The organism is Acinetobacter sp. ANC 4636 (assembly GCF_054454555.1).
In genome coordinates this window covers 241770-253939 of the sequence record NZ_JBTKVD010000001.1, presented here as the reverse complement: position 1 = coordinate 253939, position 12170 = coordinate 241770, and the positions used below count along the sequence as shown (strand labels likewise).

Below are 12170 nucleotides of genomic sequence, written 5' to 3'. Positions count from 1 at the left end.
TATTTTTATTTATTAAATCCAACTTAATTTGTTGGATTTAAATAACTTATTTTTGCTGATTGTAAATATAGCTTAGTTAATCAATATAGGGCATAATGCCCTACAAAGTAGCGGTGCCCTATGTTTTTGAGAGAAAAATCTTTCAAAAACATCCGACACTATAATCGCTATCCCATATTCCAAGTATGTAAATGGGACTCTTCACCGAGGTTGTAAAATGAGACAAACGATATTAGCTGTATTGTCTTTATCTACGATTTCTGCACTCTTGACTGGGTGTGGTGGTGATTTAGTACTTCTAAACTCAAAAGGTCCTGTCGCTCATGGTCTTAGCGGACTCATGATGACTGCGATCTATCTTATGCTCTTGGTAGTAATTCCGTCTATCATTATGGCATTGTGGTTTGGTTGGAAATATCGCGCGTCGAATAAAGATGCAGACTATAAACCTACATGGGCGCATTCAACTGCAATTGAAATCGCAGTTTGGGGCATCCCTATCATTATTATTGCAATTTTAGCATATATCGCTTGGTGGGGTTCTCACCAATACGATCCATATCGCCCACTTGATGCAGAATCAACTAAAAAACCTGTTGATATTCAAGTTATTGCTGAGCCATATAAATGGGTATTTGTGTACCCAGAACAGCAAATTGCAACAATCAATGAACTGCGCTTCCCTGAGCAAACACCTGTACATTTCCATATCACCTCTGACTTCACCATGAACTCATTCTTCATGCCACAGTTAGCAGGTCAAATTTATGCAATGGCAGGCATGCAAACCCATCTACATGTTTTAGCAAATGAAGCAGGCGTATATCGCGGTTTCTCTTCAAACTATAGCGGTTATGGTTTCTCCCAAATGCATTTCAAAGCGCACAGCGTAAGCCAAGCTGACTTTGATAAATGGGTTGCTGATGTTAAAGCAGGTAATGGTAGCCAATATGCGGCAGTTCAAAAACAAACTTTGGACTTTGCAGGCTTACAAGCAGTACGTGATGGTGAACGTTCTCAGCACCAAATTGAAGGTATGCTAGCAGATGCTAAAACACCTGAACAGAAAGCTGCTGCTGAAGCTGTTGAAAAGCAAGGATCTTATCCGCACCATCCTCATCCAGTAACTTACTATGCTTCAGTTGAACCTCAACTCTTCAAGAAAGTTATTGCGAAATATATGAGCAATTACCATGGTGCAGAACAGGCTCATGCTGACGCTTCTCACGCTACTGCAGGGGAATAAACATGGATATGCTATTAGGTAAACTTGGATGGGGTGCCATCCCGAAAGAACCAATTGTCATCGTGACTTCGATCATTATGGCACTTGGTGCAATCGCACTTCTAGCAGGTATCACTTACTTTAAAAAGTGGGGCTACCTCTGGAAAGAATGGGCGATGTCTGTAGACCATAAAAAAATCGGTATCATGTATATCTTGGTATCTGTGGTCATGTTAGTACGTGGTTTCGCAGATGCATTCATGATGCGTCTTCAACTGTTCCTTGCAAGTGGTGGTGGCGAAGGTTATTTGCATCCCGACCACTATGACCAGATCTTCACTGCCCACGGCGTGATTATGATCTTCTTCGTTGCAATGGGTCTTGTTGTTGGTTTATTCAATATCGTTGTGCCTCTACAAATTGGTGCGCGTGACGTTGCATTCCCTCTACTTAACCAGTTCAGTTTCTGGGCATTTGCTGGTGCTGCTGGTCTAGTTATGGCTTCACTGGTTCTTGGTGAATTCGCTGCAACAGGTTGGTTAGCCTACCCTCCTCTTTCAGGCATTCAATACTCACCAGGTGTTGGTGTTGACTACTGGATTTGGGCATTACAGCTTTCTGGTCTAGGTACGCTTTTAACAGGTGTTAACTTCTTCGTTACCATCATTAAAATGCGTGCGCCTGGCATGAAACTTATGGACATGCCAATTTTCACTTGGACTGCATTATTTACTTGCGTTCTAATTGTTGCAACCTTCCCTGTGTTAACTGCAACTGTTGCAATGTTGACACTTGACCGTTACTTCGATTTCCACTTCTTCACTAACGAGCTTGGCGGTAGCCCAATGCTGTATGTGAACTTGATTTGGACTTGGGGTCACCCAGAAGTTTATATCTTGGTATTGCCTGCATTTGGTGTGTACTCAGAAGTTGTACCTGTATTTTCTCGCAAAGCGCTCTTTGGTTACAAAACCATGGTGTATGCAACAGGTGCAATTGCCGTTCTTTCTCTTATCGTTTGGTTACACCACTTCTTCACCATGGGTGCAGGAGCGAACGTGAATGCGTTCTTTGGTATTATGACCATGATTATTGCGATCCCAACTGGTGTGAAAATCTTCTCTTGGTTATTCACCATGTATAAGGGTCGTATTACCTACACATCTCCAATGCTTTGGACACTAGGCTTCCTTGTGACTTTCGGTATTGGTGGTTTGACTGGTGTACTTATGGCGGTTCCACCTGCGGACTTCCTTGTACACAACTCTTTATTCCTGATCGCCCACTTCCATAACGTTATTATTGGTGGTGTTGTATTTGCGATGTTTGCTGGGATTACCTTCTGGTGGCCAAAAATGTTTGGCTGGAAGTTAAATGAAGCATGGGGTAAAGCATCTTTCTGGTTCTGGTTCATCGGTTTCTATTTCGCATTCATGCCGCTTTATGTTCTTGGTTTCATGGGCATGACTCGTCGTTTGAATACATATGACAACCCAGAATGGACACCTTACCTATCGGTCGCTATGATCGGTGCAATCTTGGTTGCGATTGGTATTTTCTGCTTCGTTATGCAAGTTGTTGTTGGTTTCCTACAACGCAATAAAACTGTCGATTATACAGGCGATGTGTGGGATGGCCGCACATTTGAATGGGCAACATCTTCACCTGCTCCATTCTATAACTTTGCTTACTTGCCACAAGGCGAGCATATCGACCGTTTCTGGTTAGATAAAGAAAATGGTGTTGCGTACGTTAAGCCAACGAAATATGAAGATATTCATATGCCAACAGACCGAGTTGCTGGTTTTGCTTTAGCGATCCTGCTCACAGTCATGGCGTTTGCGTTAATCTGGCATATCTGGTGGTTGGTTATTGTTTCGTTTGTTTCAACAATCATTACCTTCATCAGAAGCTCGAATACTGAAAAAGTAGACTACTACGTACCAGCAGCTGAAGTTGAACGTATTGAAAACGAACGCTTTGCAATCCTTGAAAAACACTTGAAAAAGGACTAAGACAATGGCTGACGTACTTCATCACGATAGCCACGGGCATGACGATCATCATCACCACGATGACACTGATCTGACTACCTTTGGTTTCTGGACTTATTTGATGAGTGACTTGATCCTGTTCGGGACACTCTTCATTGCCTATGTAGTTTTACATACTCATGTTCCTGCTGGCACGCCAAGTCCAAAAGAGTTATTTAGTGAATCTTTAGGTTACGTTTTAATTGAAACCTTTGCGCTTTTGATTTCTTCAGTAACTTTCGGTTTTGCTGTACTTGCACGTTACAAAAATAACGTAAATGGGGTAATTACCTGGTTAATTATCACATGGTTATTTGGTGCAACCTTCATCGGTATGGAAATCAATGAATTCCATCACCTTGTAGTTGAAGGTCACGGTCCAAGTCACAGTGCATTCTTATCTGCATTCTTTACTTTGGTTGGTACACACGGTATTCACGTGACTTCTGGTCTGGTTTGGATGATCGTTTTGATGTTCCAAATCAAAAAGAATGGTTTAACTTTACCGAATACACGTCGCCTTGCTTGCCTAAGCTTGTTCTGGCACTTCCTTGACATCGTTTGGATCTGTGTATTTAGTGTTGTTTACTTGATGGGAGTTATCTCATGAGTCATGATCATCATTCATCCGATGCATCTCATGGCAACATGAAGCAATATACCATTGGCTTTATTTTGTCTATCGTTCTCACCATCATCCCATTCGGGATGGTGATGACTGGTGGCTTTGGTCGTGGCTTGTTGCTTGCAGTTGTTGGCATTACTGCGATTGTTCAGGTTCTTGTACAGTTGATGTTCTTCTTACATATGAACTCATCTGAAGAACAACGTTGGAACGTGATTGCTTTTATTTATACCATTCTAACCATCGCAATCTTGTTGATCGGTTCTGTTTGGGTAATGAACTATCTACATTTCAACATGATGATCTAAACTGGTTGTCATGCTGAAAAAATATATATTCCTGACCAAGCCAGGGATACTCTTCGGTAACTTCGTTACTACCCTGGGCGGCTTCTTCTTAGCCGCCCAAGGCTCTGTAGATATCCTATTACTTCTCCTCACACTTTTAGGTACAACGCTAGTTGTTGCCTCAGGTTGTGTTGTCAATAACTTCATTGACCAAGACATCGATGACAAAATGGAGCGCACACAAAACCGTGCTCTTGTGAAAAAAACCATCGAACCACAAGCTGCCCTAATTTTTGCAACAATTTTAGGTATTTCAGGTTTGAGCCTTTTATGGTTTTTTGTCAATGCGTATGCAACGGGCTTTGCAGTTCTTGGCTTTATTGTTTATGTGTGTTTATACAGTTTGTGGTCAAAACGAACTTCCATTCACCAAACTGTGATTGGCAGTATTTCGGGTGCCTGCCCTCCCGTGATTGGCTATACCGCTGTTGCACATGAGTTTGATGTTGCTGCTTTACTGGTCTTTTTAGCGTATGCAATTTGGCAAATGCCTCATTCTTGGGGAATTGCAATTTATCGCTTCGATGACTATAAACGTGCAGGAATTCCAATTTTGCCTGTTGCCCGCTCAATTTTTCGAACCAAAGTTGAATCTTTGATTTATGTGGTTTTATTTGCAGCGGTACTTAATGGCTTATATTGTTTTGGCTATACCAATGTCTTTTTTCTGATTACCTTTAATGCGTTATGTGCCTATTGGTTGTACTTATCGATTATTGGTTTTAAAGCTAAAAATGATCAGGTTTGGGCAAAACGTTATTTCCTGTATTCGGTGATTTTAATTACCGCACTCAGCATTAGCTTTAGTTTTAGCTATCAATCTCCTGCTCCACATTTGCCACTTTTTTGATATAAGTTAGAGTGGGTTTCCACTCTATCTTTTGTCAGCCCACACGAATTACTTTCTTTCTAGTTTCTTATACAATACCCAACATTTTAATAATGAATGAAATATGGATTATAATATGGGTTTGTCTAAGCATTTTTTCCCGCTCACATTTCTGAGTTTAATAACAAGTTTGAGCTTTTCAACACATGCCAGCTCCGATGAAGGCTGTTTCTCACCAAGTATTCAAATCAATTCCAATAGTTATAATACCTGTAGCAATCTACCTGTTTTAGATCCTGCCAATGACAACAAAACCAATATGTATTTAATGTTGATTGATATGGGTTTCGCAAAAGCCGACCCCATCACCAATACAGACAAAATATGGCTGGCCGAATATGGGATTGTACCGTTTGACACCGAAACCTTTACAGGGAAAATCAGCAGCAGTATACCTAATCAGCGTCAGGCTACACCAAATCACCCCGAAGCGATTTATGATGAAAAACAAAACTCTATTACCCTAGGTGAAACCCAGTTTATTCAACAGGTTCAAGCATCCAAACAACTTTCAGCCACAGAAAAACAACAACTAATCACAGCCCGTCAAGCTATTCAAACCAATCCTGAAACTGCCTTGGCATTCGTTGTAATCGATCCCAAGTGGGCTCAGCCTGCACAGCAGTTTGCATCTTATCTGAATGCATCTATTGCCTTTTATAATAGTGATTACATTACTGCAGGGACAATTTACACTGTCCTGAGTACAGCCAATCAGCCTTGGATTAAAGAAACCTCACAATATATGCTGATTCGGGTAGCAATCAATCAGGCTTATCGAACTGGAACAGATACTTATGGTGACTTTGATGTTAGCAAAGTTGATCCAGCTTTAAGCAAAGCAATTTTTACTCGTATCAACGATTATTTGAAAGCCTATCCTCAAGGCTTGTACCGTGCCAGTGCACGAGGTCTACTGCGTCGTGGATACTGGTTTTCAGGTCAAAACGATAAATTGGTACAGGAACTCACCTGGCAACTACGACATCCTAAAGATCCCAATTACAATCTTGATATTCGGATTTTACCTGATGAGTTAGATCGACAAGTTTTTTCGAGTGAAAAACTCAACCCAGACAGTTTAAAAGATCCTTTCTTTTTAACTATTTATGATCTCATGCAAATGCGTAAACCTTCTGGAGAAGATAAACATCCAATTACATGGGCACAATTACAACAGCAACAAACCTACTTTAAACAACAGCCTGAACTGTTCCAGTATTTACAGGCACTACATTTATTTTTTATTCAAAAACACCCTGCTCAAGCACTGAACTATTTACCTAAAAATGATCCGAGCAAGATCAGCAGTTACCTGCAACTCAGTCAAGTCATGTTAAAAGGTCGTATTTTAGAAGCACAGCAACCTCAGGCTGCTTATTCATATTGGAATACCATGTTGGAACGCACCAGCAACAATTATCAATATGCAACGCTTGAAAGTGCTTTAGCCATCAACATGCAGAAAAATAAAAACTATGCAGGATTTCTAGCCAAGGACAGTAAAATCAAACAACGTAATTTGCGTAAAATTTTTATTCAAAAAATTGCAGATCAAACCAGTTTAGAGCAGATGCTTGCATCCAAAGACACCAACCCAGATGAACGTAATATTGCACTAGATACCTTACTGCAAGAAGCAATTGTGCAGCAGGACTACAACACCTTTATTCAAAATTTCAAATATGTCCCGAAAAATGCAGCCCAATACCAAGGCTACTCCAGCAAAAATGAAGCCTATAAAGCTCAGCCACCACTTTCCATTTTTGTTTGGCAAGGTAAAAAAATTAGCCCTGAAATTCAGTGCAATTCATTGATTCATACCGTCACACAATTATCCAAAAATCCGAATGATCGACTAGCGAGTGTTTGTTTAGGTGAAGCAATTCGTGAGACAGGTAACTTTCTAGATACGTTCACAAATGAAAGCCATCCCGATATTTTGGGTGAAATTAAAAAACCTGTAAAAAATCAGATTTTTTACCGTGGTACAGTCTACCAAAAAATTATTCAAGAAGCTCAGCCCAGTGAATTACAAGCTTATGCACTGTATCGTGCAATTCAATGTTATGCACCAAGTGGAACCAATGAATGTGGCGATAACGCAGTCAATAAAGCGACTCGCAAACAATGGTTTCAGAAACTCAAAAACCAGTATCCAAACACGACTTGGGCAAAATCTTTAAAATATTACTGGTGATACTGTGCAACGTTTTTTTCAAACTGCGTGGATCATTTTACTGGGTTTAGTCAGTTGTCCACTGACTTATAGCCATGTCGATGCACAGCATTATCAGCAATTCTGGTTATGGGGCAATATTCAAACACGCCCCTATTTATCCAATGCGACAGAACTGTATATTTTGCAGGGTGAGGTTAAATTTTCACGGTCTGAGCAGCGCAGCCAACTGATTCCTCAAGGAATTGGTTTACGTACATTTCCTCGGCAGCAAAAAGTCTGGCTGGTATTTAGAGCCACTCATTTACAGTGGCAGACCGAAACCACAATGCAGATTATTCAGCGTCTACAACAATGGAAAAATGCAGGTAATCAAGTCATCGGACTACAAATTGACTTTGATAGTGGTACACGTAATCTTGGGGCATATGCTGACTTTCTTATGCAACTTCGCCAACAATTACCTAAACCCTATCGTTTAAGTATTACGGGCTTACTGGACTGGACCAACCATCAAGATCCGCAAACGTTGAGTAAATTACAGCAAAGTATTGATGAAATTGTACTGCAAAGCTATCAGGGGCAGCATACCATTGAAAACTATGCTCAATATGTTCAACGTCTAAAAATGTTACCTATTCCTTTTAAGCTCGGACTGGTCGAACATGGCACATGGCATCCACCTTCAGATTTAGAGTCAAATCCCAATTTCTTGGGCTATGTGGTTTTTCTGCTACCGAAAAAGTTTGACAAATAATGACGTTTTTTCTTGAGTTAAATGGGCTGATCTTATAAAATTCAGCCTTCGCAATTTGCGACTCAACTTTTAAAGTTGAGACTCCTTGCTTCTAAAAATTTATTTAGGGGCTGTCTAAACCGTAAGGAGCTGACAATGCGTCATTACGAAATCGTACTTTTAGTACACCCTGATCAAAGCGATCAAGTGGTTGGTATGGTAGAACGCTATATCTCTCACATCAAAGATGCTGAAGGTCAAATTCACCGCTTAGAAGATTGGGGCCGCCGCCAATTGGCTTACCCGATTAACAAAATTCATAAAGCACACTACATTTTAATGAATGTTGAATGTGGTCAAACGACTCTTGATGAATTAGAAGAATTGTTCCGTTATAACGATGCAATCATTCGTAACTTGATCATCCGTCGTGAACACGCAATTACTGAAGAGTCTTTGCTTGCTAAAAGTGCTGAAGAAAAACGTGCGCGTAAAGCTCAACGTGAAGAAGCACAGCAAGTTTCTCAAGAAGCTGCTGAATAAGGAGAACATCAATGGCACGTTTTTACCGTCGTCGCAAGTTCTGCCGCTTTACAGCTGAGAATGTTGCGTACATCGATTACAAAGATATCGACACTTTGAAACAGTACATCACTGAAAACGGCAAGATTGTTCCTAGCCGTATCACTGGTACTAAAGCTCGTTATCAACGTCAGTTAGCGCTTGCAATTAAACAAGCTCGCTATTTGTCTTTGATTCCGTACACTGACAACCATAAGTGAGGTGATCTGTGGACGTTATCTTATTACAACGCATTAAAAACCTTGGTAAATTAGGCGATAAAGTTTCTGTGAAAGCTGGTTACGGCCGTAACTTCCTTATCCCTCAAGGTAAAGCAGTTGCTGCGACTGAAGCAAACACAACTGCTTTTGAAGCTCGCCGTGCTGAACTTGAAAAACAAGAAGCTGAAGTATTAGGCGCAGCTCAAGCACGTGCTGACCAATTGAATGAAGTAAATATCGTTATCACTGCGAAAGCAGGCGATGAAGGTAAACTATTCGGTTCAATCGGCACACGCGACATTGCAGACGCATTAACAAATGCTGGTCTTGTAGTGGATCGTGCTGAAGTTCGCTTACCAAATGGTGCGCTTCGTCATACTGGTGAATTCAACATCGCAATCCAATTGCATCATGATGTTGCTGCTGAAGTACTTGTTACTATCGTTTCTGAGTAATTTCAGTACCATTCCCCAAAAAAAGAGCATGCTTCTGCATGCTCTTTTTTTTCATCATAGTTTTTTCTGATTCATCTGTTCATTTATATTGTTATTAAGATTATGTAGTTTGTCACTTTTGTTTTAAGATAGATTCGCTAATCTTTTTGTTTTTCCCCTGCTTTATTCAATTTAAGGTTATCTATGTCTCAGGCGAATGCCACAGTTGCACAACACTCTGTTTCTTCTGAAAATAAAAATACGGAGTCGTCAGGTCAACTCAAAGAATTTCGTACACCTCCACATAACTTGGCAATTGAACAGGCTGTTTTAGCCGCATTAATGACTGTTGCCGAATCGTTTGAACAAGTCAGTGATGTACTCAATGAAAATGATTTTTATGCAACTCGGCATAAATATATTTTTCGCGCCATTGAAAAACTGGCACAAGAAAACTCGCCTTACGATGCAGTATTAGTCAATGACTGGTTATTTAAACAAAACCTACTTGATGCAATTGGTGGCGAAGACTACCTCATGCAACTCATGTCAGACTCACCTGCAAGTTTCTATAATTTAGAAACCTATGCCATTAAAATTCGTGAATTTGCTACCCTGCGCAGTATGATTAAAGCCAGCAATGAAATTTTGCTGAATGCATATAATACTAACGGACGCAGCGTTTCTGAAATTCTTGACTTAGCAGAAACAAATATTTTTTCGATTGCTGAACAGCACAATAACAATAAGAAAAATTCAGGCCCTCAACCGATTACGGCTGTGGTCTCTGACGTATTCAATAAACTCAGTGAATTATCGCAACTTGAAGGTAATATCACAGGTTTGACCACAGGATTTGTTGAACTAGACAACAAGACCTCAGGGATGCAAGGCGGCGACATGATTATTGTTGCAGCACGTCCATCCATGGGGAAAACCACTTTTGCCATGAATCTGGTTGAAAGTGTGCTGTTTAACTGTGATCTGCCAGCACTGGTTTTTTCAATGGAGATGCCCGCCGATTCGATTGCCATGCGTTTAATCTCATCGTTTGGTAAAGTCCATCAAGGACATTTGCGTTCAGGCAAACTTGATAGTGATGAATGGTCTAAAGTTACAGGTACAATTTTACAACTTCAAGAAAAGCATCTTTATATTGACGATTCCTCTGCACTTCCACCCACAGAATTACGCGCCCGTGCTCGCCGTGTTGCCAAGCAACATGGGGGCAAACTCGGTTGTATCATGGTCGACTATTTGCAATTGATGAAAGTACCAGGTATGGGTGATAACCGTGTTGGTGAGATTGGTGAGATTTCCCGAAGTCTAAAAGCTTTAGCAAAAGAAATGAACTGCCCTGTTATTGCACTATCACAGCTCAACCGAAGTTTGGAAAACCGACCAAACAAACGCCCAGTGATGTCAGACTTGCGTGAATCTGGTGCGATTGAACAAGATGCGGATTTAATCATGTTTATTTACCGCGATGAAGTTTACAACAAAGAGTCCAAAGAAGCTGGCACTGCAGAAATTATTATCGGTAAGCAACGTAATGGTCCAATTGGAACAGTACGACTGGCTTTTGAAGGACAATACACTCGTTTTAGTAATCTCTCTCCCGAGTACTATAACCAATTTGATGACGAAGAATAATCTCTTAAGGAGTCCGAAAGTGCGTCAAGCTACAGTTACTATCAACCGCGAAGCACTACAGCATAACTTGAACAGAGTGAAACAGCTCGCGCCAAATTCCAAGGTCGTCAGTATGGTCAAAGCCAATGCCTATGGTCATGGACTAGAAAACTGTTTGTCTGCACTTACACAATCAGATTCTTTTGGAGTTGCTTGCTTAGATGAAGCAATTGAAATTCGTCAATTGGGTTTTAATCAGTTGGTTACCTTAATTGAAGGTGTTTTTAGTGAAGATGAAATGCAAATTGCCATCGATAATAAATTCGAATGCATGCTGCACCACCAACAACAACTCGACTGGATTCGTAAATATAAAAACCAATATCAGGCCAAAGGCTTAAAAGTCTGGGTCAAACTCAATAGTGGTATGAACCGTTTAGGCTTTAAAGTTCCTGAAATTATTGACATCATCAATACATTGAAAGCTGAAGGTTTTGAATGTGTTTTGGCAATGCACTTCGCTAATGCCGATGCCGATGACCACCCGATGAACGAACAGCAAAAACAACAATTTTTACAAGTGCGTGAAGCCTGTGCACCTATCTTAAGTTCTTGCTGTAACTCAGCTGCAATCATGAAATGGCCAGAGCTGCACTTTGATTATGTCCGTCCAGGCATCATGTTATATGGTGCAACACCGTTTGATCACCGCCCTGTCGCGGAACTTGGACTTCAGCCAGTCATGACGTTTAGCGCAGGCATTATGGCTTTAAATAAAATTCATGCAGGCGAAAAAGTGGGATACGGCTCAACTTTCGTTGCACACAAAGATATGGAAATTGCCATTGTCTCAATTGGTTATGGTGATGGCTATCCACGTGCATACATTGAGCAAAACTATGTTGTTGTAAATGGTCAAACCGTTCCTTTAGTTGGTCGTGTCAGCATGGACATGATGGCAATTGATGTCACAGGTTTAAATGTCAGCATTGATACTCCTGTTGAACTTTGGGGGACACAGCGCCTAGTCGATGATGTTGCCAAAGCAAATGGAACTATTGGTTATGAATTACTTTGCCGTTTAAGTAAACGTCCTACACGCCAAGTGATTTAATCAAAGAAAAGAAAGCCAAGTTGAACTTGGCTTTCTTTTCTTGTATTGGTTTTAGTACCGATCATACTCAGTTCATTTAAATTACTGGCACATCATTACTATTCATTCATCGCTTAAATTCTTCAGCACATCCCATACAGAACCAGTTGCCGTGATATTAGATCTCACTCAAAA

At 40.6% G+C, this 12170-nt stretch carries 12 protein-coding genes; all 12 read left to right on the top strand.

All coding sequences use genetic code 11. The features are described from left to right. The first annotated feature begins 217 nt into the window (after nt 1–217). The 12 genes from cyoA (at nt 218) to alr (ending at nt 11996) form a co-directional block, all read left to right on the top strand. Nucleotides 218–1246, top strand: coding sequence for a ubiquinol oxidase subunit II (gene cyoA, locus ACX1N5_RS01255; RefSeq protein ID WP_131380797.1), 1029 nt, complete (start codon nt 218–220; stop codon nt 1244–1246). 2 nt (nt 1247–1248) lie between these two features. Beyond that, nucleotides 1249–3240 (top strand): cytochrome o ubiquinol oxidase subunit I, encoded by a 1992-nt coding sequence (gene cyoB / locus ACX1N5_RS01250; RefSeq protein WP_131380798.1) that lies wholly within the window; start codon nt 1249–1251, stop codon nt 3238–3240. A gap of 4 nt (nt 3241–3244) precedes the next feature. After that, a complete protein-coding gene (gene cyoC / locus ACX1N5_RS01245; protein WP_116726329.1) occupies nt 3245–3868 on the top strand; it encodes a cytochrome o ubiquinol oxidase subunit III in 624 nt (207 codons plus the stop codon). Continuing rightward, nucleotides 3865–4191, top strand: a complete 327-nt coding sequence (gene cyoD, locus ACX1N5_RS01240) for a cytochrome o ubiquinol oxidase subunit IV (protein WP_116726330.1) — start codon at nt 3865–3867, stop codon at nt 4189–4191. Before cyoC ends, cyoD begins: the two co-directional genes overlap by 4 nt. Before the next feature lie 10 nt (nt 4192–4201). Further along, nucleotides 4202–5080: a heme o synthase gene (gene cyoE / locus ACX1N5_RS01235; protein ID WP_004753071.1), complete on the top strand. Its 879-nt coding sequence runs from the start codon at nt 4202–4204 to the stop codon at nt 5078–5080. A 103-nt stretch (nt 5081–5183) separates the two neighbouring features. After that, nucleotides 5184–7319 carry a hypothetical protein gene (locus ACX1N5_RS01230; protein ID WP_458800168.1) on the top strand — a complete coding sequence of 712 codons (2136 nt, stop codon included), beginning with the start codon at nt 5184–5186 and terminating at the stop codon, nt 7317–7319. A 4-nt stretch (nt 7320–7323) separates the two neighbouring features. Then, the gene (locus tag ACX1N5_RS01225; RefSeq protein WP_458800166.1) at nt 7324–8055 is read left to right on the top strand and encodes a DUF3142 domain-containing protein; all 732 of its coding nucleotides are present in this window, start codon (nt 7324–7326) and stop codon (nt 8053–8055) included. 135 nt (nt 8056–8190) lie between these two features. Beyond that, nucleotides 8191–8577: a 30S ribosomal protein S6 gene (rpsF, locus tag ACX1N5_RS01220; protein WP_004753077.1), complete on the top strand. Its 387-nt coding sequence runs from the start codon at nt 8191–8193 to the stop codon at nt 8575–8577. 11 nt (nt 8578–8588) lie between these two features. Beyond that, nucleotides 8589–8816, top strand: a complete 228-nt coding sequence (rpsR, locus tag ACX1N5_RS01215; RefSeq protein WP_000090661.1) for a 30S ribosomal protein S18 — start codon at nt 8589–8591, stop codon at nt 8814–8816. A gap of 8 nt (nt 8817–8824) precedes the next feature. After that, nucleotides 8825–9271, top strand: coding sequence for a 50S ribosomal protein L9 (gene rplI / locus ACX1N5_RS01210; RefSeq protein WP_004753079.1), 447 nt, complete (start codon nt 8825–8827; stop codon nt 9269–9271). Between the two features lie 183 nt (nt 9272–9454). Continuing rightward, the gene (gene dnaB / locus ACX1N5_RS01205; protein WP_004753081.1) at nt 9455–10903 is read left to right on the top strand and encodes a replicative DNA helicase; all 1449 of its coding nucleotides are present in this window, start codon (nt 9455–9457) and stop codon (nt 10901–10903) included. Further along, on the top strand, nt 10890–11996 hold the full coding sequence (alr, locus tag ACX1N5_RS01200; protein ID WP_458800156.1) for an alanine racemase: 1107 nt from the start codon (nt 10890–10892) through the stop codon (nt 11994–11996). Before dnaB ends, alr begins: the two co-directional genes overlap by 14 nt. Nucleotides 11997–12170: the final 174 nt, after the last annotated feature.